This window comes from Nocardia carnea NBRC 14403, from assembly GCF_000308515.1.
GTDB lineage: Bacteria > Actinomycetota > Actinomycetes > Mycobacteriales > Mycobacteriaceae > Nocardia > Nocardia carnea.
In genome coordinates this window covers 1-21,650 of the sequence record NZ_BAFV01000074.1, presented here as the reverse complement: position 1 = coordinate 21,650, position 21,650 = coordinate 1, and the positions used below count along the sequence as shown (strand labels likewise).

General features: G+C 67.7%; 15 protein-coding genes. 7 read left to right on the top strand and 8 right to left on the bottom strand.

What is annotated here, in order from left to right; genetic code table 11:
* Positions 1 to 195: 195 nt before the first annotated feature.
* Positions 196 to 2,418 (top strand): copper-translocating P-type ATPase, encoded by a 2,223-nt coding sequence (locus ON22_RS26175; protein ID WP_081595854.1) that lies wholly within the window; start codon positions 196 to 198, stop codon positions 2,416 to 2,418.
* A gap of 57 nt (positions 2,419 to 2,475) precedes the next feature.
* On the opposite strand, the gene ON22_RS26170 is transcribed toward ON22_RS26175, so the two are convergent.
* Together ON22_RS26170 and ON22_RS26165 are read right to left on the bottom strand one after the other, a co-directional pair.
* Positions 2,476 to 3,585, bottom strand: coding sequence for a DUF475 domain-containing protein (locus ON22_RS26170; protein ID WP_033246569.1), 1,110 nt, complete (start codon positions 3,583 to 3,585; stop codon positions 2,476 to 2,478).
* Positions 3,586 to 3,814: 229 nt separating this feature from the next.
* Positions 3,815 to 4,390: a TerD family protein gene (locus ON22_RS26165; RefSeq protein ID WP_033246734.1), complete on the bottom strand. Its 576-nt coding sequence runs from the start codon at positions 4,388 to 4,390 to the stop codon at positions 3,815 to 3,817.
* 187 nt (positions 4,391 to 4,577) lie between these two features.
* Here ON22_RS26165 and ON22_RS26160 point away from each other — a divergent pair, with 187 nt between their 5' ends.
* Genes ON22_RS26160 through ON22_RS26145 form a run of 4 tightly spaced genes read left to right on the top strand, consistent with a single transcriptional unit; the run spans position 4,578 to position 10,564 of the window.
* Positions 4,578 to 5,786 (top strand): coiled-coil domain-containing protein, encoded by a 1,209-nt coding sequence (locus ON22_RS26160; RefSeq protein ID WP_081595853.1) that lies wholly within the window; start codon positions 4,578 to 4,580, stop codon positions 5,784 to 5,786.
* Between the two features lie 12 nt (positions 5,787 to 5,798).
* Complete coding sequence (locus tag ON22_RS26155) at positions 5,799 to 7,013, top strand: HpcH/HpaI aldolase/citrate lyase family protein (RefSeq protein ID WP_051158098.1); 1,215 nt, start codon at positions 5,799 to 5,801, stop codon at positions 7,011 to 7,013.
* Entirely contained in the window at positions 7,010 to 9,718 is a 2,709-nt protein-coding gene (locus tag ON22_RS35325) for a phosphoribosyltransferase (protein ID WP_063820664.1), read from the top strand. The genes ON22_RS26155 and ON22_RS35325 overlap by 4 nt, the downstream gene beginning before the upstream one ends.
* Positions 9,719 to 10,564 (top strand): HAD family hydrolase, encoded by an 846-nt coding sequence (locus ON22_RS26145; RefSeq protein WP_033246567.1) that lies wholly within the window; start codon positions 9,719 to 9,721, stop codon positions 10,562 to 10,564.
* A gap of 134 nt (positions 10,565 to 10,698) precedes the next feature.
* On the opposite strand, the gene ON22_RS26140 is transcribed toward ON22_RS26145, so the two are convergent.
* The 4 genes from ON22_RS26140 to ON22_RS26125 form a co-directional block, all read right to left on the bottom strand.
* On the bottom strand, positions 10,699 to 11,664 hold the full coding sequence (locus ON22_RS26140) for a DUF389 domain-containing protein (RefSeq protein ID WP_033246566.1): 966 nt from the start codon (positions 11,662 to 11,664) through the stop codon (positions 10,699 to 10,701).
* Between the two features lie 85 nt (positions 11,665 to 11,749).
* A complete protein-coding gene (locus tag ON22_RS26135) occupies positions 11,750 to 12,490 on the bottom strand; it encodes an AIM24 family protein (protein WP_033246731.1) in 741 nt (246 codons plus the stop codon).
* Between the two features lie 17 nt (positions 12,491 to 12,507).
* Positions 12,508 to 13,206 carry an AIM24 family protein gene (locus tag ON22_RS26130; RefSeq protein WP_033246565.1) on the bottom strand — a complete coding sequence of 233 codons (699 nt, stop codon included), beginning with the start codon at positions 13,204 to 13,206 and terminating at the stop codon, positions 12,508 to 12,510.
* Between the two features lie 3 nt (positions 13,207 to 13,209).
* Positions 13,210 to 13,833 carry an AIM24 family protein gene (locus tag ON22_RS26125; protein WP_033246564.1) on the bottom strand — a complete coding sequence of 208 codons (624 nt, stop codon included), beginning with the start codon at positions 13,831 to 13,833 and terminating at the stop codon, positions 13,210 to 13,212.
* Positions 13,834 to 14,068: 235 nt separating this feature from the next.
* On the opposite strand from ON22_RS26125, the gene ON22_RS26120 reads away from it, so the two are divergent.
* Entirely contained in the window at positions 14,069 to 15,415 is a 1,347-nt protein-coding gene (locus tag ON22_RS26120) for a TerD family protein (RefSeq protein WP_033246563.1), read from the top strand.
* Between the two features lie 20 nt (positions 15,416 to 15,435).
* Positions 15,436 to 17,001, top strand: coding sequence for a TerD family protein (locus ON22_RS26115; protein WP_033246562.1), 1,566 nt, complete (start codon positions 15,436 to 15,438; stop codon positions 16,999 to 17,001).
* Positions 17,002 to 17,140: 139 nt separating this feature from the next.
* On the opposite strand, the gene ON22_RS26110 is transcribed toward ON22_RS26115, so the two are convergent.
* Together ON22_RS26110 and ON22_RS26105 are read right to left on the bottom strand one after the other, a co-directional pair.
* Entirely contained in the window at positions 17,141 to 18,916 is a 1,776-nt protein-coding gene (locus ON22_RS26110) for a glycosyltransferase family 87 protein (protein WP_231508743.1), read from the bottom strand.
* Between the two features lie 144 nt (positions 18,917 to 19,060).
* On the bottom strand, positions 19,061 to 21,541 hold the full coding sequence (locus ON22_RS26105) for a transglycosylase domain-containing protein (protein ID WP_086007815.1): 2,481 nt from the start codon (positions 21,539 to 21,541) through the stop codon (positions 19,061 to 19,063).
* Between the last annotated feature and the right edge of the window lie 109 nt (positions 21,542 to 21,650).

The following is a 21,650-nucleotide window of genomic DNA, read 5'->3' as shown; positions in this document are numbered from 1 at the left end:
ATCGGCAACCGTCGCGAACCGGGCGGATAGGCCGCTGGTTGCCAGGACCGGGGATCACGGTTGGCTCGCGTTCCGGGCTGTGATGACCTACCGCCAGGAATGGCGTGGAGGATGAGTGGGAGGACATTACGACGGCTCCCCAGATGCGGAAGGTTCCCCGGAGCAGGCTCCGGTCGACCATTAGGAGACTTCTCGATGTCGAATCCCGAGCACCGGCACACCGGCTCCGTCCCCGCTGGGCACGACCACGGCAGATCCGCGCAGAACCCGAACCGCGGCGAGATCGGGCGCGGCGACCACCTCGGGCACGGTGGTGAGGCCGGGCATGGCGGTGAGGCTGGGCGCGGTGGTGAGGCCGGGCACGGCGGTCATGATGGGCATGCCGGGCACGGGGCGCACGGGGCGATGTTCCGCCGCCGGTTCTGGCTCTCTCTGATCCTGTCGGTGCCGGTCGTCGGGTTCAGCCATATGGTTGCCGAGCTGCTGGGATACCGGCTGCCGGATGTCCCGGGGGTCTCGTGGATTCCGCCGGTCCTGGGCACGGTGATCTTCGTCTACGGCGGGATGCCGTTCCTCACCGGCGGCTGGAGCGAGCTGCGTTCCCGCCGGCCGGGGATGATGCTGTTGATCGCCATGGCGATCACGGTCGCGTTCGTCGCGTCGTGGGTCACCACGCTCGGGCTGGGCGGGTTCGAACTGGACTTCTGGTGGGAACTGGCCCTGCTCATCGTCATCATGTTGCTGGGGCACTGGCTGGAGATGCGGGCGCTGGGTTCGGCATCCGGCGCGCTCGACGCCCTGGCCGCGATGCTGCCCGATACCGCGGAGAAAATCACCGGTGAGGGTATCGCCGAGGTGCCGCTGACCCAGCTGTCCCGTGGTGATCTGGTACTGGTGCGTGCCGGTGCGCGGGTGCCCGCCGACGGCACGGTCACCGACGGCCGCGCCGAGGTCGACGAATCGATGATCACCGGTGAGTCGAAAACCGTGAGCCGCGATATCGGCGAGACCGTGGTCGCCGGCACCGTCGCCACCGACAGCGCCCTGCGGGTGCGGATCACCGCGATCGGCGAGGACACCGCCCTGGCCGGTATCCAGCGCATGGTCGCCGACGCCCAAGCCTCTTCGTCCCGTGCCCAGGCGCTGGCCGACAAAGCCGCCGCATTCCTGTTCTATTTCGCCGCCGGTACCGGCGTACTGACCTTCGTGATCTGGGCGCTGCTCGGCAATCTCGACGAGGCGGTGGTGCGCACGGTAACCGTTCTCGTCATCGCCTGTCCGCACGCCTTGGGTCTGGCGATCCCGCTGGTCATCGCGATTTCCACCGAACGGGCCGCGAAAGCCGGGGTACTCGTCAAAGACCGTCTCGCGCTCGAGCATATGCGCACCGTCGATGTGGTGCTGTTCGATAAAACCGGCACCCTGACCCAGGGCCGCCACCAGCTCACGGGGGTCACCGCCACCGCCGGTACGAGCGAAGAGTATCTGCTCGCGCTCGCCGCGGCCGTCGAAGCCGATAGCGAACACCCCCTCGCTCGGGCCATCGTGGCCGCGGCCGAAACTCGCGTCTCGGCGCCGGAACAGCTGACCGCCGGCGATTTCCGTTCACTGCCCGGCCGCGGGGTACGCGCCCGGGTCGCCGGCACCGAGGTCACCGTCGGCGGTCCGGCCATGCTCGCCGATTCCGGGTTGCCGGTACCCGATGATGTCACCACCGTCGCTCGCGGCTGGGTCCAACGCGGCGCCTCGGTGCTGCATATCGTCCACGACGACCGTGTTCTCGGCGCCGTCGCCCTCGAAGACGCCGTCCGCGACGAATCCCGCCGCGCCATCGACGCGTTGCACGCCCGCGGCGTGAAGGTCGCGATGATCACCGGCGACGCCCGTCAGGTCGCCGACGCCGTCGCCGCCGACCTCGGTATCGACGAGGTGTTCGCCGAAGTGCTGCCCGAACACAAAGACGCGAAGGTCACCGAACTGCACAACCGCGGGCACAAGGTCGCGATGGTGGGTGACGGCGTCAACGACGCTCCCGCGCTGGCCCGCGCCGATGTCGGGGTGGCGATCGGTGCGGGCACCGATGTCGCCATCGAGTCCGCCGGTGTCGTCCTCGCCGCGAACGACCCCCGCGCGGTGTTGTCGATCATCGAACTGTCCCACGCCAGCTACCGGAAAATGTGGCAGAACCTGCTCTGGGCCACCGGCTACAACGTCATCGCCGTCCCGCTGGCCGCGGGTGTGCTGGCCTTCGCCGGTATTGCGATATCTCCCGCCGTCGCCGCGGTGCTCATGTCGGTATCCACCATGGTCGTCGCGCTCAACGCCCAACTGCTGCGCAACCTCGATCTCGACCCTGCCCGCCTGGCCGGCCCGCACAACCAGAATGTACGCCCGGTGCGGGGCGCCGTCTCCCGGTGAAACGACCGCGGGAGCGGACCGTGTGGTCCGCTCCCGCGTCTACTTTCCGGTTCCCGGTCAGGCGACCGGAGTGCGCTCCGGGGTGAGAGGCTTCTCCGAATCGCCTTCCTTGCGGTTGCGAAGGACGCTGGAGACCACCGCGGCGCCGATGAACGCGATACCGACGAGACCGGTGATGAGCTCATGAACGTGGATATCGCCGACCGTGATCAGCAGGATCAGCGCCAGGGCGCCGATCGCCCAGTGGGCGCCGTGTTCGAGGTACACGTATTCGTTGAGTGTGCCCTTGCGCACCAGGTAGACGGTGATCGACCGGACGAACATGGCGCCGATCAGGCCCAGGCCCAGGGCGATGATGATCGGGTCGGCGGTGATGGCGAACGCGCCGATCACGCCGTCGAAGGAGAACGAGGCGTCGAGGACTTCGAGGTAGAGGAACAAGAAGAACCCGGCCTTACCGGTGGCCTTGGCCAGCCCGGACGGGCCGGCGGCCTCTTCGGCCTGTTCCTCGACGTGGAACATCGAGCCCAACCCGTCGACCGCGATGTAGAGGATCATGCCGAGCAGGCCGGCCAGTAACACCGTGGAACGCGTGTCGTCGTGCGCGAGGAACTCCGCCGACAGCACCAGTCCGACTCCCGCCACGACCACCGACACCATGTCCAGTTTGCCGGCCTTGGCCAGCGGGCGTTCCACCCAGGACAGCCATTTGATTTCGCGGTCGGCGAAGATGAAGTTCAGGAACAGCATCGCCAGGAACATGCCGCCGAACGCCGCGATCTGCGGGTGGGCGTCGGTGAGCAGGGTCTCGTAGCTGGGGCTGCCGTCGGGGAAGGTCGCCGCATCGTTCGGCGGCGGGTTGAGCGCCAGGTCGAAGGCTTGGACCGGGTTGAGTCCGGCGGTGATCCACACGATGGCCAGCGGGAAGACCAGCCGCATACCGAAGACGGCGATCAGGATTCCGATGGTGAGGAAGATCTTCTGCCAGAACTCACTCATCTTTTCCAAGACGGTGGCGTTGATCACGGCATTGTCGAACGAGAGGGAGACTTCGAGGATGCCGAGGATGAGACAGAGTGCCAGGGCGGTCGGGCCGCCGTAGAGGAACGCCACTCCCAGCGACAGCACTGTGACGACTATGGATAAACCGAATATTCGCAGGACCACTCTGGGACCTTTCGTGTGCGGTGGCCGGACTGCGGTCGGTATCCCGGCCGTTAACGAGAAACCTGGTCGGCGGTGTCCGGAGGCCTCTGGGCACCAGCGTTGCCGCTCTGGGGACCAGCGTTACCGCCGACTGCCATTTTGTCCAATTTGTCCCCTCCGCGTCGTTGGGGAGACGTAAATGAGGGGGCCCGTTACCGGACCCCCTCACGCTACCCGGAGGTGCGGATCGTCAGACGTTGACACCGTAGTCGCGGGCGATCCCTGCCAGGCCGGAGGCGTAGCCCTGGCCGATGGCGCGGAACTTCCATTCGTCACCGTTGCGGTACAGCTCACCGAACACCATCGCGGTTTCGGTGGAGGCATCCTCGGAGAGGTCGTAGCGGGCCAGCTCTTCGTTGTTCGCCTGGTTCACGACGCGGATGTAGGCGTTGCGGACCTGGCCGAAGGACTGCTGGCGGCCGTCGGCTTCGTAGATCGAGACCGGGAAGAAGATGCTCTCGATGGCCGGCGGGGTGTTCGCCAGGTCGACGTTGATGACCTCGTCGTCGCCCTCGCCCTCACCGGTGGTGTTGTCGCCGATGTGCTCGATGCTGCCCTCGGGCGACTTCAGGTTGTTGAAGAACACGAAGTGCTTATCGGACACGACCTTCTTGTCGGCTCCGGTGGCGATCGCGCTGGCGTCGAGGTCGAAGTCCGTGCCCGTGGTGGTACGCACATCCCAGCCCAGGCCGACGGCTACCGCGGTGAGCCCCGGAGCTGCCTTGCTCAGCGAGACGTTGCCGCCCTTGGACAAACTGACACCCATGCGGGATTCCCTTTCGTAGTTGTCTGCGATTCCCAGCATGTCCGAAATCGCCGGGTACGAAAACGACAGTAGTGGTTTTCGGCGAACTTGCGTAGCGTGATGCGCCCATCCGGGCTCGGAAGCCCTCTTGCACCTGCGATATACGCCGTCGCTACGCCCGGGCCGGCGATCTCATACCATCGGGTCTGTGGCAGGCCGTAGGCGTGGATGGTTCCGGTCGGGGGAGGATCCGTGGTTCGAGCAGGCGCGATCGGCGCTGACGGCGGCGTTCCTGGATATGGACCGCCGCCAATCGGCCGCGGATACGGCCACCATCGCCTCCGAGGAAATCTTCCCGGAACGGGCACTCGGCCGGAGCTGGGCGCCGGTCCGCCAGCAGTGCTACGCCGCTGGTGAGGCCTATCTCGCGTTGACCGACGAGATCGGCCGGGCCGAGCAGTCCGGCGCCGGGATTCCGGGGCGGCAGGAGCGGCTGGACACCGTGGTGCGCCGGCTGCAGGCGGCCGCCCGCGAGGTGGACCGGTTCTATCACGGTGACCGCGCCCGGCTCGACGAAGCGGTCGCGGTGCGTGGTGCGGTGCCGGAACTGGTCGCGCATGTCACCACCGAGGCGGCACGGGTGCGCGGACAGGCGGCGGAATCGGAATACGCCGGATATCCGTCGGTGCGGGCCGCGGCCGCGCGTATCGATGAGGCAATGGTCACATTGGAAGCCGTGCCGGCGGAGGAACGTGGCCGCGTGCGGGCGACGGCGAACCAGTTGGACGCCGCGACGGCGGAGTTGTCGGAAGCTTTGGCCCAGGCGCCATCTCGGGCCGGTGCAGCGCGGAACGCAATCGCCTCGGTCACTACACGGATCGCGGCGGTGCGCACTCGCGCGGAACGTCTCGGGCCCGCGTACTCTGCCCTGTTGCGCGAGTTCAATGCTGCGAGTTCGGCCGACCTGACCGACAATGAGCGCGCAAGTGAGCGTCATATCACCGCTGCGGACAGTGCCCTCGCCGGCGCCCGCACCGCCGCGGCCGAACACAACCCGGAGCTGGCCCTTGACCTGACCACAACTGCGCGCGGACATCTCGCCGACGCCGAACAACTCGTCGATGCCGTCACCAAACGGCTGACCGAGTTGCGTACGGTCCGAGACGATCCGCGCCGACGCGCGGAGGCTGTGCGGTTCCGGCTCCGGGACGCGCAGATGCTGGCAGTTTCACGGGGATTGGTCGCCGAATGGGGTTCGGTACTGGACGCCCAGGTCGACCGGATCGACCGGGTCACCGGATCGCTGACCGGTCGGCATCCCGATTATTGGGCGTATGTGAACGAACTCGACACCATCACCGAATTCATTGCCGGTGTGGTGGATCGAATGCGCAAACAACCAGGACAAAATGGATGAGACGGGGGATCGATGACCGCAGCCATGGCCGTTCGGCAGGAAGTGTCCCTGCACAAACGGGTACCGCGCCGGCATTTCCGGCAGTTGCAGGGCCCCGATGCGCGGGCCCTGTTCCATCGGCAACCCGAACCGTTCGACGACTATGCCGACCGGGAGATGCTGGCGCTGGCGCTGGGCGCCACCCTGTACGTTCCGGCGACCCGCGATGACCTGACGGCCACCATCGTCCGGCGGGCCGAACGCGGGGTGTGTTCGATGGTGATCGACCTCGAGGATGCGGTCGCCGATCACGAACTCGCCGCCGCCAAAGACCAGACCGTGCGGACCCTGGACGAGCTCGCCGGCCGCCGGGACCCGAGCCCGTTGCTGTTCGTCCGGGTACGCGACGCCGATACGGTGCCCGAAATCCTCGAACGGCTGGGGCCTGGGTCCGATGTGCTCACCGGATTCGTCTTCCCCAAGTTCGACAGTGCTTCGGCGCCGAAATACCTGGCGGCGCTGACGTCGGCCGCCGCTGTGCGCCCCGAGCGGCCGCTCTACGGTATGCCCGTCCTGGAGTCCGCGGCGCTGGTGCACCGGCAGACGCGGGATTCCGAACTGGCCCAGATCGCCGCGCTGCTGGCCGAGCACCGGGAACGGATCCTGGCGGTCCGGGTCGGGGCCACCGATATGTGCGCGACCTTCGGTATCCGCCGCGACCGCGATCTCACCATCTACGACGTGCGGGTGATCGCCGATGTCATCGCCGATATCGTCAACTACCTGGGCCGCACGGACGGTACGGGTTTCGTGATCACCGGGCCGGTGTGGGAGTACTTCGCCGATCACGAGCGGATGTTCCGGCCGCTGCTGCGTACCGCGCCGTTCGAGGAATCCGATGCGGTGCCGTTCCGCAGCTACCTGGTGAGCCGCGACCTCGACGGCCTGCTCCGCGAGATAACCCTGGATCGTGCCAACGGAATCCAGGGCAAAACGGTTATCCATCCCTCGCATGTGGCGGCGGTGCACGCCCTGTCGGTGGTGACGCACGAGGAGTACACCGATGCCCTGGACATCCTCCAAGTCGAGGTCGGCGGTGTTGCCGCGTCCGGGTACCGGAACAAGATGAACGAGATGCGGCCACACCGTAGCTGGGCCCGGCACACCCTGGCCCGGGCCTGTGTCTTCGGGGTCGCGAAGAAAGGGGTGTCCTTCGTGGACCTGCTATCCGCGCTGGTCACAGCATGAGTGAGGCAGACGTGGAAAGTTGTTGGGCCACCCGCACACTCGGAATCGAACTGCTCCACCGCGAATGTTTCCGCCACAGCGACCGGCCGGACGCCTTACCGGCGCGGCCGGTGATCACCGATCTGCTGCAGCCGGGGTTGCGCAAGAATCCTCGGCGGGCGCATCTGCTGGTGTCCACGGTGCTGGGTAAACACCTGCCGACCGATCCGCTGGTGGTACGGGATGCGGCCGACCGGCTCGGTGATCTCGTCCGCGGAGTGCTCGGCGAACAGGATGCGGTCGCACTCGGTTTCGCCGAGACCGCGACGGGTCTGGGGCACTGTGTGGCGACCCGGATCGACGCCGCCTGCTACCTGCATTCGACCCGCCGGGCGGTGCCGGGCGCGCGGACACTGACAGGTTTCGAGGAGGGGCATTCGCACGCCACCTCACATCTGCTGCAACCGATGCCCGGCGATGTTTTCACCGCCGGGTTGCCGCTGGTGCTCGTGGACGACGAGATCTCCACCGGCAATACCGCACTGGATGCGATCGCGGCACTGCACGAATTCGCGCCGCGGACCCATTATGTGCTGGCCGCGCTGGTCGATATGCGTACCGAGGCCGATCGGGCCCGGTTCGCCCGGGTCGCGGCCGATCTCGGCGCTCGCATCGATACGGTCTGCCTCGCCACCGGTAGTGCGGTCCTGCCGGACGGGCTGGTCGGCGCGGTACTGGATCTGCCGGAAGCCGAACTGAATCCGGTCGCCGCGGCGCGGGGTAGTTCCACCCGGCTGGACCTGCCCTGGCCGCAGGATGTGCCCGACGGTGGACGGCACGGGTTCCTGCGTGCCGACTGTCCGGCGTTCGAACAGGCCGGCGCCGCCGCGGCGAAAATGCTGCGCGATCAGCTCATCACCGAATACCCGGACCGGCCGGTGGTCGTGCTCGCGCACGAAGAGCTCATGTATCTGCCGCTGTGCCTGGCGGTGACGCTGGCCGACTCCGGGATCCCGGTGCGGTATCAGACGACCACGCGTTCACCCGCCTACGTTCTGGACGAACCGGGTTACCCGCTGCGCCGCGGGTTCCGATTCCAGGCACCGGAACCCGGCGAGGAGCAGCCGCGTTTCCTGTACAACGCCTGCTGGCCGGACACCCCGGCGGCCGGCGCCGACCCGGTGCTGGTGTTCGTGGTCGATACTCCTGGCGACAGTGCGCAACTCTACGCACCCGGCGGGCTCGTGGACGTACTCACCGCGGCGGGGTCGGATGTGCTGGTTGCGGTGGTGCCGGGAGCCGATCCGGTAGCTCTCGAAGCGGCCCGGACTCGGGCAACCGGGGCGCCGGATTCGGCTGCCTCGGCTCGCCGGCAGCTGTCGGTGCCTTCCCCCGGAGAGCGGGCGGGGTCCTCGCGGCCGGAATCGGGTGCGCCCGCGCAGCCGGAAGCGCAAGTGCCTTCGTGGCCGGAAGTGGACGTGTCCTCGCGGCCCGATACCGAGGTGCTCGCACGACCGGAGTCGGTGGCGCCTTCGCGGCCGGCAGTGGGGATCGCTTCCGGACCGACAGCACAGATGGTTTCACGATCGGCGCCGGCCGGTGGGCCCCGGCCGCTCTACGGTCCCGGATTCGGCTCGTATGCCCGTGACGATGTGGCGTGGCTGTTGAAGGACCTGTCGGATGCCGAATTGGAGGCCGATCTCGTCTATCGCGAACAGCGGATCCAGGCCGGGGTCGCGCACTACGCCGAATCACTACCCATCGAGTACCAGCCCGATGCTGCCTACCGGGAGTTGTTCGACCGGGTCCTGGACGACAGCGCGCAGCGGCTGGCGCTGGCGGTGGGAACGGTCGCCGAACTCGTGGTCGCCGAACGCGGTACCGATATCGTGCTGGCCTCCTTGGCCCGTGCGGGCACCCCGATCGGCATCCTGATCCGCCGCTGGCTCGCCGCCGGGCACGGGTCCCGGCGCGGACTGGATATACCGCATTACGCAGTATCGATCGTGCGCGACCGCGGAATCGACACTGTCGCACTGGATTATCTGGCCGGGCGGCACAACCCTGCCGATGTGGTGTTCGTCGATGGCTGGACCGGGAAGGGCGCGATCGCCAAGGAGCTCACCGAGGCCCTGGACGCCTACCACGCGGCCGGCGGTGCACGGTTCGACCCCGACCTGGCGGTACTCGCCGACCCCGGCCACTGTGTGCGCACCTACGGCACCCGCGACGATTTCCTCATCGCCTCGGCCTGCCTCAATTCCACGGTTTCGGGCTTGGTCTCGCGCACGGTGCTCAACCGGGACCTCATCGGCCCGGATGATTTCCACGGGGCGAAGTTCTATGCCGATCTCGCCGCCGACGATGTCTCCGGTCGCCTCGTCGATACGGTCACCGCCGCCTTCGATACGGTTCGCGACCGGGTCACCGAGCAGGTCGGTAGCCTGCGGACCGCCGACCGGACGCCGACCTGGGCCGGCTGGGCATCGGTCGAGCAGGTCCGCGCCGAATACGGCATCGACAGCGTGAACTTCGTGAAACCGGGTGTCGGGGAGACGACCCGGGTGCTGCTGCGACGGGTGCCGTGGCGGGTTCTGGTGCGCGAGCCCGACGCCGCCGAACACGCGCATATCCGGTTGCTTGCGCAGGCGCGTGAGGTACTGGTGGAGGTCGTACCGGAGCTGGCCTATTCGTGTATGGGTCTGATCAAGGATGTGCGGCGGTAGATGATGTCTCCGAAACCGGTGCTGGTGGCGACCGATCTGGATCGCACGATGATCTACTCGCGTAATGCGTTCGGGGCGAGCGAACCCGACACGGTCTGCGTGGAATATCTCGACGGCGACCCGCTGTCGTATATGACCGTCGCCGCCGTCGGCGCGATGACGGAGCTGGCGGCCACGGCGGCCGTGCTGCCGACGACGACCCGCACCATCGCGCAATTCGACCGGATCCGGTTCCCGGGTGCCCCGTGGCCGTTCGCGGTCACCAGCAACGGCGGAAACATCCTGGTGGACGGGTCGCCCGACGTCGGGTGGCGCCGGTCGGTCGATTCAGCGGTCCGGGCGGGGGGTGCCACTTTGGCCGAGATCGGCGCCGCCCTCCGTGATCGGATCGACGATTCGTGGGTGCTCAAATACCGCGAGGCCGACGACCTGTTCTGCTATCTGGTGGTCGATCTCGCCGTCACCCCGGCCGATTTCCTGGCCGAATGGGACAACTGGTGCCGGCCGCGCGGATGGGCGGCGTCGCGGCAGGGTCGCAAGATCTACACCATGCCGATGGCGGTGTGTAAGAGCCGGGCGGTGGCCGAGGTCCGCGATCGGCTCGTTGCCACTGGCCGCCTCGACCCGATGGCGCCGACACTTGCCGCCGGTGACGGCGCGCTGGATGCGGAAATGCTGATGGCCGCCGATCGGGGGATCCGGCCGCGGCACGGTGAACTCGAGGAACTCGGCTGGGCCCACCCCGGTGTCAGTGTCACCTCCGCGACGGGAATCCTCGCCGGCGAGGAGATCGTCGACTGGTTCACCGCCGCCCTGCCGGGCCGGCGCGCGGAATCCACCGTTTAGTTCTACTTCGTCGGCGCTCCCGCGGGCCGAACAGGCGAGTCGTCACCCTCGAACACATATCCGCTGCCATCGGAGGCGTCCGCGCCGTTTCGGGTGCGCACAAAGAGCTGCCGGCCGGTCTCCGGTGGTACTCGTCAGAGCATCCGGCGGCGCGCACGCGCTTCGGTACGGGCCCGGCGCAACGCGACCCGCGACCAGACCACATCCTGCAGCGCCAGCGTCGCCCAGCCGGCCAGCGCCATCCCCGCCAGGTTCACCACCAGCTGCAATGCGCTACCCCAGATCACCGACCCGGCGCCGAAGGCGAGGCCGAGCGCGATATTCCCGGCGGCGGGCACTGTCGTCACCGAGATGAAAACGCCCACGAGAGCTCCGGATTTGGCCGAGGTGAGCGAGAGCACCCCGGCCGCCGCCGCAATGAGCGCCACCACGAACGACCATTTGTCGGGGGTGTAGATGAACGCCGTCTCCGGTCGCTCGCCGGTGACCATATCGGCGGTGATCCAGCCGAGCAGCCGCGCACCCATGGCGGCGGTGAAGGCGAGGAATATGGCCGCCGCGAATCCCGCCAGCAGTGTGCCGACCGCCCGGCCGAGCAGTGCCGGTCGGCGGCGGACCAGTGCTACGCCCAGCGCGGCGATCGCGCCGAACTCCGGACCGAGCACCATGGCGCCGATCACCAGGATCTGGGAATCCGTCACGATGGCGATACCGGCCAGGACGGTCGCCAGGGTCATGAAACTCAGGTAGGTCCAGTCGAGTTCGGTTTCCTCGTAGGACCGCTGCGTCACATCCGCCCACACCACCGAGTCCGCGCTGTAGCCCGGGGTCCGGAGCTCGGCCAGGTATCCCGACAGCGACATCCAGGTGCGCACCGGCTCCAATTCGATACTGCCGTGATGGTGCAGGCCGGTGGCGCGCAGACGTTCGACGATATCGTTGGCGGCTTCCCGGGCCAGATCCGCCAGGATCACATCGCCGGCCGGGCGAATCGCACTACCGCGCAGCACCGCCAAACCGCTTACGGCATCGTCGGGTTCGAGAACGCCCAGCACCTCGTCGGTCAGGTCGGCCGGCGACATCACCCGCAGATGCAGCATGGGGCCGAGTCTGCCCGGTCGGACCGGCTTTGCCTACGCGGACGAACCGGACACCGGGGGCGTGTCGCCGCTCGGGGCCAAGAGGTCAGTGCCCCTGCTGACCCGCCAGTTGCTGCGCGATAACACCCTGCAACCGCTGCAGGCCGGGCACCGTGATCCCACTCTGCAACTGTCCTTCGATGGTGCGGATCAGGGCGGAGTCGCTGAGCACCTTTTCGCTCGACTGGATCAGCACCGTTCCGGCGCCGGTGAAATCGAACTGCCGTTCCTCCCCGGAGTTCACGCCGAAGGCGGCCGCGCCCGCCGAGAGGAAACCGGAAACCCACCGCTGGTCGTAGTGATGGCTCGGTGACGGGCAGTCGGCCCAGCCGACCAGGGATTCCGGATCCACCCGCAGCGGCGGTTCGGCGAAGATCACCGGACCGTTCGAGGAGGCCAGGAACTTGCCGGTGCCGATGAGGGTGAGGAAACCGGGGACGATCGACTGGTTCAGCGATAGGCCCGGTTCGAAGGCGAGCAGATTCGCGGCCCGGATGGTGAGGTTGCCGTCGTCGAGATCGTAGGAGTTGATGTCGTAACCACGGTCGCCGATCAGCAGTTTGCCCTGCCCTTCGGCGACCACATAGTCGCCGGTGAACAGCGGGGCAGAGAACTGATGCGCCACCATGTGCATCAGCTGGCCCTGCAGCCCGTGGGTGAGTGCCTGGAACCGCATCTGGCCGTAGTAGGCGATCATCGCGCCTTTGCGCATGAACCAGGGTTTGTTCAGGTCGATGCAGTAGGCGTAGCTGTTGCCGGGGATATTGTCGCTTTCCCCGAGAGTCATCGGGCTGAGGATCTCGTTCACAGTTTCTCCTCCGACGCCTGGACGTAGACGACGCCTTGTCCGGCGCACTGCAACTGCATGGCCTCACCGGATCCGCGCCCCACGGCATCCCGCCAGCTCACCGCGGCCTTCAGCTCGGTCTGCACGTTCCCGTAGGAGGCGATGAACGCCTGCGGGTCGACCACCACCGGGTTGGGGCCACCGATCTGCAATTCGAGATAGCCGCCGTGGGCCAGCAGCACCGCGCTGCCGTGCCCGGAGAGCTGGGTGGTGAACATGCCCTGGCCGGTGAGGGCGCCGGAAGCCGCGCCGCGCAGCGCCCCCATGATGCCGCCGCCTCCGCCGCCGCCACCGGAGCTCCCGACCGAAACCACCGAGGTCTGCAGTCCCGCCGTATAAGCCAGCAGTCGCGACGCTTCGACCTGCAGCATCGCACCCGGCTGGATCGGTACGACATGAACTTCGAGTCCGGCGAATCCGTAATGCACCTGGCCCGTGCCCTGGGCGAGCATGGTGCGCTGATGTTCCCCGGCCATCATCCGGCCGGCCATCCGCACCAGGCCACCGCCGCCACCCATACCGCCGCCACCCGGGATCTCGTGCGGCGCGAAGGACACATCGCCGGTGTAGAACAGCATCCCGCCGGTCCGGGCGACCACACCGCCCGCCGCACCGACATCGACCTTGACGACCTTGGAGTTGATTTGCTCGAACATGCTCTACCGTTCCGCCGGTTGGATCGAGACCACGCCCTGTCCGTCCCACCGCAGTGAGAACGCCTCGCCGCCGTCCTGCCCCACCATCGAGCGCCACGACACATCGGTGACGAACGACTGGTTCAGGTTGCCGCGGGCAGCGACGAACGCATCCGGGTCCACCACCAGTGGGAATTGCGGGGAGACCTCGAGGTGGATGAGTGGTCCGCCCGCCGAGAGCAGGGCGACCTGTCCCTGCCCGCTCACCGTGGTGGTGAACAGTCCTTGTCCGCTGGACGCCCCGCGGACCCCGGCGAAACGTACATCGGTGCGCAGATTCCCGGCGAAGGCCAGCAGCTGCTGCGATTCGACCTGCAGGGTTTCGTTGTTCAGGTTCACCACCGATATGTACTGGCCGTTGACCGCCAGGAAGACGCGGCCGTTACCGCCGCATTCCATCAGCGACAGCTTCTCGCCCGTGGCGCGGCGTTTCATCCCGGCGAGAACGCCGTCACCGCCGCCGAATCCGGCGGATTTGAACTGGACGGCGCCCTCGTAGGCGACCATCGAACCGGAGATCGCGCGGATGCCGGAGTTCGCGAGGTGCGCCTCCACCACCTTCTTCGAGTGTTCGAAGAGTTGTGCCATAGAAAGAATCGCCCGTCGTCGTCGCCACCCCGAGCACCGTTCCCGTACGGCGCCCGTCCATCGCCGCTACCCTAATCGCCGCGGTTCGATCACGTCCATCGGTGCGGTCCGCCGGGCCGTGCCGGAACTGCCCGCCGGTGGCCTCGAGCGGTCCGCGCCGCTGTTAACGATATTTGCGGTCGGCGCGTATCTCGTAGAGTGGCACGTACACGCACCGACAAGCGAAGGGTCTGACTTGTCCGCAACACTCGCCAAAGGCCAGAACGGTCCACTGGCCACTAATGATGTGGTGATTTCGATTCAATTGGCCGCCCCGGCCGATCTGTCCGCACTATTGGTCACCGAGCAGGGCAAAGTCCGGTCCGACGCCGATTTCGTGTTCTACAACCAGCCCAGCGGGCCCGGTGTGGATCTGCGGCCGGGTCCGGCCGGGCAGCCGGCCGCGCTGGTGGTGAACCTCGCCGCGGTACCCGCCGATATCGCGCAGGTTCGGGCGGTGATCACCCTCGACGATCCGAATTCGAATTTCGGTCAGTTCGCGCCGCCGGTCGCCTATGTCGCCGATCAGTCCGGTACCCAGCTGTTCGAGTACCGGATCGACGGCCTGGCCAGCGAGTCGATCGTGATCGCGCTCGAACTGTATCGCCGCCAGGGTGCTTGGAAGGTGCGCGCGGTCGGCCAGGGGTACGCCGGTGGTTTCGCGGCGCTGGTCACCGACCACGGTGTCACGGTGGACGATTCGGCCGCGCAGACGCAGGCCGCGCCTCCGCAGGCCGCGCCCGCTCCGCCGCCGCCGATGCCCGCGCAGGCCCCGATGCCTCCGCCGCCGGCCTCCCCACCGCCGCCGCAGGCTCCGCCTCCATACCCGGCCCAGCAGCCGCCGCCCACCGCGCCCTATCCGCCGCAGGGCGGTGGGTTTCCGCCGCCGCCCGGCCCGGGCTACCAGCAGCAGCAGCCGCCGCAGCAGCAACAACAGGCCGGCGAGATCAGCCTGAGCAAAACCGGTCCGGTGAGCCTGCAGAAGGGGCAGCGGGTCAGCCTCCGCAAGGAGGACGGTGTCGCGCTCACCTTCGTGAAGATGGGCCTGGGCTGGGATCCGGTGCAGCAGCGCGGATTGTTCGGTAGCCGCACCGTGGATATCGACCTGGATGCCTCGGTGGTGATGTTCGCCGATATGAACCCCGTCGACGTGGCGTACTACGGGCAGCTCACCTCGAAGGACGGTTCGATCCGTCATCAGGGTGACAATCTCACCGGTGAGGGCGCCGGCGACGACGAGGTGATCCTGGTCGACCTGATGCGCATACCGGCGCATGTCAACAGCATGGTGTTCATCGTGACCTCGTACAAGGGCCATACCTTCGGCCAGGTGCAGAACGCCTTCTGCCGGTTGATCGACGGCGCGAACAACGCCGAACTGGCGCGGTATTCGCTCACCGGCGGCACCCCGACCACGGCGATGGCCATGGCCAAGCTGTTCCGGGCCGGCGCGGACTGGAAGATGCAGGCCATCGGTGAAGGTTTCAACGCCAAACACCCGGGCGAGGCCATACCGCAGCTGGGCCGGTTCCTGCAGGTATGAGTGGTAGCGGGGGAAAGGATATGAAGGTTTTGCAGGCGGGACAGAACATCGCTCTCGACGGCGGTGTGTCCCGCTTCCAGGTGCACGCGGCGGTGCCGCTGACCGTTTCGGCGTTGGTGGTGGGCACGGACCTGCGGGTGGAAACCGCCGGGGATGTGCTGGTTTCGGAACGCCCCACGGGTCCGGGGGTGCAGATCGATGCGGCGGCCGCCGCGGTGGTGGTCACCCCCGCGGAGGTGCGCGCCGATGCCCAGGCGGTGCTGTTGACCGCTTCGGCGCCCGGTGCGCCGGGTGTGGTGACCGCGAGCCTCGCCGAAAACGACGCGCCGGTCGCCGAATTCGTGATCGCCCCGCAGGCCGGGGAAACCGCGCTGATCTGCTTCGAACTGTATCGGCGCGGTCCGGGGTGGAAACTGCGCGCGCTGGGGCAGGGGTACGCGGGTGGTATCGCCGAGCTTCTGCGCGCCCACGGCGCCCAGGACCATGTGACAGCAGTACCGGTTGCTGCTGCCACAACCACCGTTGTCGGCGGTACGGACACCTCGGGTGCCGCACCGCCACCTCCCGCGCCCGCCGAGGGGTCCCCGTTGGAGGTCGGGCACGGGCTGGAGCGGCTGTGGATGATCTTCGAAGATGCCGCCCGGTCGGCCGCCGCCCTCGAATCGGCCCGCGATTACGCGGCGCAACGGCTCGACCAGGAACTGTCCGCGGCGGTTTCGGACCCGGCGACCCGCAACACCCCCGCCGCCGCTGCCGCCCGAACGGCCGCACAGAGCCGCTACGACGAACTCACCGCCACCGCCGAGAACAGTCACCAGCGCGACAGTGCCCAACTGCAGCGGGAACTCGCCGAGGCGGACGCGGTACTACCCGCCGCGCTGGCATCGTGGAATTCGCCGGCCTGGGATCGTCCGGCGGCACCTGCCGACGGTATCCGGCTCGGCGAGCTCTATGCACTGGACCGCAGCGCGCTGCGGATCCCGTACTGCGTGCCGGTCCCGCTGAACCGGCCGCTGTGGGTGGATACCGAATCGTCCGCCGCGGTGGCCCCGGTGATCGGCGCACTACTGGCCCGTCTGCTGCGGGCCGCACCGGGCCGCCGGACGATCGTCGACATCATCGACCTCACCGGAGCGTTCACCGGTTTCACGGGAATGCTGGCACCGGTACTGGCGGGACCGCCGATCAACGATCACGCCGATATCTCGCCACGGCTGCAACAACTCGTGGACGCCGCCGAACTCGCCGAAATGGCATACAACTCGGGGCAGGGCGTACCGCCGGCCGAACATCGCATCCTGCTGGCGGCGGACTTCCCGCACGGCTACCAGTCCGCGGACGCGCAGCGCCTGGCGGCACTACTGGCGCGTGGCGACCTGATCGGGCTGTCCACCGTGATAGTCGGTACCGCCGAAACCGACTCCCACGACAACATGGTGGCCACGCTGTCCCGGGCCTGCCGGCATCTGCCGACGATCGCCGGAACCCCGCTGTTCGATCCGTGGACCAACAACGCCTGGCAGCTGGACCTGGACATGCTGCCGCACGAACCGGAACAACAGGCAAGAATCCTGCGCGCGAGCTGAGTTCTCGGCGAGGCGGCCGAACCTCTCGGCGCCTCGCTGAACTCGGCAACCACCGCTCGGCGGTAGTCCGGACAGTGTCCAGCCGTGACAGCGTCGGTGCTGCTCGTACAGGGCCGTGGAACTGTGTGCGCAGTCCGGATCAGCCCAGGCGCGCGGGCGGCCGGGGCTCGATCGGGCGTGCGTGGGGTACCGGCTGGGGTTCGGCCGGCTTTTGCCGGCGTGTTCGCCGGGCCGTGGCGACGGCACCGGTCCAATGAGTGTCCAGCGAGATCCGGGGGCGCAGGAACTGCGGGAGCCAGGGGAGTAGGGGGTCGGGGGCTCGGTCGACCACGCCGCCGACGGGATCGTCCAGGTAGTCGCGGCGTACCAGGTCCTCGTCCGGGCGGTAGATCTGGCGGATGATCAGCACGCACAATCCGATCACCGCGAGGTCGCGCACCAGGACGGTGCCGGTGAACCACTGCTCGGGCAGACCTTTCCGGTCGACGCCGAGGTAGTAGAACATGCGCGGCACCCAGACCAAGGCGTCGATCGTCATCCAGGTCAGCAGCAGGCGCCGATGCGGGAACGCCAGCACGGCGATCGGCACGAGCCACAACGAGTACTGCGGGCTCCACACCTTGTTGGTCAGCAGGAAGGCCGCGATCACCAGGAAACACAACTGCGCCAGGCGTGGGCGGCGCGGTGCGGTGAGACCGATATAGGCGATACCCAGGCAGGCGGTCGCGAACAGCAGCAACGACACCATGTTCAAGATGGCCGGTGCTTCACCATGGCGCAGCACACCGTCGAAACCGTTCCAGTCGGTGAACGACATCACCACGTTGTAGAGCGAATCCGGGTCTGCATGGCGGGTGGTGTTCAGCCGGAAGAACTCTCGCCAGCCGTCCGGGTACAGCCACGCGATAGGCAGGTTCACCAGACCCCAGGTCGCGAGCGCGCCGCCGGTGGTCAAACCGGCGGCACCCAGCGGGCGGGTACCCAGCAACCGGATCCGCGCCGGAGTTTCGGCCAGCCAGCTGCCCAGGGAATTCGCATCGCGCACATCGCGTAACCGCATCGACAGCTGACCGCGCGGAGTGCGCTGCATCGGGTCGGCGCGCAGGCACAGCACCAGGATCGGGCCCAGCAGCAGCAGCGGATACAGTTTCGCCGCACCGCCCAAACCCAGCAGGACACCCGCCAGCAGGGGCCGGCGCCGGGCCCAGGCCAGCAGACCGCCGGCGGCGAAGGCCGTCGCGAGGAAGTCGAAATTGGTGAAGGCGTGCACGATCACCAGGGGAGAACACGCCATCAGTGCGACATCCCAGACCCGGCGCCCGGCGAGGAGCGTGGTCGCCCAGATGGTCGCCAGCCAGGCCATCGACAGACCCAGCGCGACCACGTTGAAGTACAGCACCACCTGCAATGCGCCGGGCAGCGGGCTCGCGTCCCACGTTTTGGCCACCAGCATCGAAACGTACTGGTACAGGCCGGAAAGCACCGGATACTCCATATGCCGGATCTCGGTACCGCCGCCCGGGGCCTCCTCCACCCAGTACTTCTTGTACGGGAAGGCGCCTTCGTTGAGCCGTTCGGCACCGTAGAGCGGGACGGTATCGGAGTAGCACATGGCGGTGTACTGGCGGCCGTCGTTCCAGTCGAGTGACAGGCCGCCGCCGGGGGTGGCGGTTTGCTGGATACAGCCCGCTTTGGCGAACCATCCGAAGGCCAGGAAGATCACCGTGAACGCCAGTAGCACCCGCACCGGGGTCCAGAAACGGGCACGCCCGATAAGCGCGTGGTCGCCGACCGGACCGCCCACCACGGTGCACAGCTGGGCGGCCATCGAATCGTTGCGGCTCGGTTTATCGCGCGCGTCGGCCGATCGCAGGTCGGGGGCGAGCGGTGCGGGCGAATCGTACCCGCGGCCGATATCCCGGTGGGTCGGTCCGTTTCCGGGCTGGTGCCCGTCGTCCGGCCCACCCGCCAGTCGCTGCTCGCTCACGGCACCCGAGGTTACCTGTTAGCGGGGTCCGGCCCGGACCGAGCCGGACCCCGGAGCGTGGCGGGCCGCCCGTCAGCCGCCGGTATCGCCGCTGTCGGTGCCACCCGTATCGGTGCCGCTGTCGCCGCCGGAATCGGTTTCGCCGCCGGTATCGCTCTCGGTACCCGCACTCGGTGCCTGGGTGACCGTCGGCGCGGTCCCCTCGGCTCCGGCGGTCGGCTGACCGGGCATCGGGCCGGGGCCGTTGTTGCCCTGTGGCTGACCCTGCGGTTGCGTCTGGCTACGCGGATTGGGTTGCAGACCGGGCACCGGGATGGTGATACCGGGCAGGATCTCGACCTGGCTCGGCTCGATCACCACGGGGGGTTCGAAACTCGGCATCGTCGTGGACGGCGCGGTATACGGTGCCGTCCACTTCGGGACGCCCGCCTGGCCCTTGATCGGTGCGGGTTTCGGGAATTTCTCGTTGGGTGTGCCCTCGAGGGCACCGTCCATCGTGTCCTTCCAGATATCGGACGGCAGGCTCGAACCGTAGATCATCGCGCCGCCGTAGTTGCGCAGCGGCGAGTTATCGGTGGTGCCCACCCAGACCGCGGTGGCCAGCGACGGGGTGTACCCCACCATCCACGCGTCCTTGTTCTCCCCGGTATCACCCAGCTGTGCGGTACCGGTCTTGGCGGCCGAGGGGCGGCCACCGGCGAGCCCGTGGTTGCGTGAGTACGCGGCGATCGGTTCCATGGCCGCGGTCACGTTGTCGGCGACCGCCTCCGAAACCCGGCGTTCCCCGGCCACATCACCGCGGTCCAGCAGGACCTGTCCGTCGGCCGTGACGACCTTCGTCACGAAATGCGGTTTGTGGTACATCCCGGATGCGGCCAGCGTTGCGTAGGCGGAGGCCATATCCAGCGGCCGGGCCTGGTACTGGCCGAGCACGATACCGTTGTTCGGGCCGGCGCCACCGGGCTCGGTGAGCGTGGGGCCCAGACCCGGGAGTTCTTCCGGAATGCCCAGTTTGTGGCCCATATCGGCGATCTTCTGGGGGCCGTTCTGCATCTCCAGCTGCATCCGGTAGAAGCTGGTGTTCAGGGATCGTTTCAACGCTTCTGCGATGGTGCAGACCCCGCAGTCTTCGCCTTCTACGTTGGTGATCTTGATCCCGTTGACGGTGACGGGCGTGCTGTCGTACATCTGCGACAGCGGAATACCCATTTCGAGGTTCTGCGCCAGGCCGATCACCTTGAACGAGGAACCGGTTTGCAGGGCGGCATTGGCGAAGTCGTAGCCGTAGCCGTCCTCACCGCCGTAGTAGGCACGTACCGCACCGGATTTCGGGTCGATCGACGCCACTGCGGTACGCAGTGTGTCCGGTTCGCCTTCCATATTCGTCCGCGCGGCGTTCACCGCCGCCTCCTGCGCCTGGTGATCGATCGTGGTGGTGATCTGCAGGCCGGCAGTGTTCATCTGCTGTTCGCTGATCCCGGCATCGGAGAGCTCGCGCAGCACCTGCGCTTTTATATGGCCTTCCGGGCCCGAGGAATCGGTTTTCTGCCCGGCCGCCGCGGACGACGACAGCACCTCGGGATAGGTCATGCCCGTGCGTTCGTTGCGGTCCAGGTTGCCTTCGGCGACCATACCGTCGAGCACATAGTTCCAGCGGGTCTCGGCGCCTTCCGGATTCGATTCCGGATCCAGCAGCGACGGCAACTGGATGGTCGCGGCGAGAACGGCGCCCTCGGCGACGTTCAACTCCTGCACCGGTTTACCGAAATACGCCTTGGCGGCCGCATCGATACCGTAGGCGCCGCGCCCGAAATAGATGGTGTTCAAGTAGGCGGTGAGGATTTCGTCCTTGCTCCACTGCCGGGCCATCTTCGCCGAGATGACCAGCTCATGGAGTTTACGGGTGTAGCTGCGTTCGTCACCGACCAGCGCGTTCTTCACATACTGCTGGGTGATCGTCGAACCACCGCCGGCGCTTTCCCGGCCGAGTAGGTTATCGCGCGCGGCGCGGGCGAAACCGGAGATGGAGAAACCGGGGTTGCTGTAGAAGTCGCGGTCCTCCGCGGCGATCACGGCGTTGCGCACATGCGGCGGAATCTGATCGATCGTCACATCGGTGCGGTTGCCCTGCGGCGGAACCACACGGGTGATCTCGGTTTCCCCGTCCTTGGCGAGGATCGTCGCAACCTGGTTGGTCTTGAGATCGCCCGGTTCCGGGACCGACACCGTGGAATAGGCGACCAGGAATACCGTGCTCGGCACCACGATGGCCAGCGCCACCAGGACATAGGCGATCCGGCGCGCGATCTTCCAGCGGTTCTTGCGTTTCTGACCGGGGCCACGGCCCTCGGGGCCGCCGGGACCACCCGAACGGTTCCCGCCGGGCCGCCGCGGCGGTGGTCCACCACCGGGGCCGGAGCGGTTACGCGCCCGGCCGTCGGCGCCGGCGGCCCGCCGCTCCCCGGTGTTCGGGCCGGGACGGGTGGCCGCGCTGGGGCCGGTAGGGGTGCGTTCGCGCCGAGTGGCCTCTGCCGACCCGGCGGGATTCTGCATTTTCACGGTGCCCTGTTCACCGCGCTGCGGGGCCGGTTCACCCGGGTGGCCCATCCGCTGTGTCGACTGATCGGGCGGCTGCGGGCGACCCTGCGGCGGGCGGCCGGGC

What these genes read in the sequence shown, in the direction of transcription:
- ON22_RS26175 (WP_081595854.1), top strand. Translation starts at nt 196, where the DNA reads ATGTCGAATCCCGAGCACCGGCACACCGGCTCCGTCCCCGCTGGGCAC.
- ON22_RS26165 (WP_033246734.1), bottom strand. Translation starts at nt 4,390, where the DNA reads ATGGGTGTCAGTTTGTCCAAGGGCGGCAACGTCTCGCTGAGCAAGGCA.
- ON22_RS26155 (WP_051158098.1), top strand. Translation starts at nt 5,799, where the DNA reads ATGACCGCAGCCATGGCCGTTCGGCAGGAAGTGTCCCTGCACAAACGG.
- ON22_RS35325 (WP_063820664.1), top strand. Translation starts at nt 7,010, where the DNA reads ATGAGTGAGGCAGACGTGGAAAGTTGTTGGGCCACCCGCACACTCGGA.
- ON22_RS26145 (WP_033246567.1), top strand. Translation starts at nt 9,719, where the DNA reads ATGATGTCTCCGAAACCGGTGCTGGTGGCGACCGATCTGGATCGCACG.
- ON22_RS26140 (WP_033246566.1), bottom strand. Translation starts at nt 11,664, where the DNA reads ATGCTGCATCTGCGGGTGATGTCGCCGGCCGACCTGACCGACGAGGTG.
- ON22_RS26135 (WP_033246731.1), bottom strand. Translation starts at nt 12,490, where the DNA reads ATGACTCTCGGGGAAAGCGACAATATCCCCGGCAACAGCTACGCCTAC.
- ON22_RS26130 (WP_033246565.1), bottom strand. Translation starts at nt 13,206, where the DNA reads ATGTTCGAGCAAATCAACTCCAAGGTCGTCAAGGTCGATGTCGGTGCG.
- ON22_RS26125 (WP_033246564.1), bottom strand. Translation starts at nt 13,833, where the DNA reads ATGGCACAACTCTTCGAACACTCGAAGAAGGTGGTGGAGGCGCACCTC.
- ON22_RS26115 (WP_033246562.1), top strand. Translation starts at nt 15,436, where the DNA reads ATGAAGGTTTTGCAGGCGGGACAGAACATCGCTCTCGACGGCGGTGTG.
- ON22_RS26105 (WP_086007815.1), bottom strand. Translation starts at nt 21,541, where the DNA reads ATGCAGAATCCCGCCGGGTCGGCAGAGGCCACTCGGCGCGAACGCACC.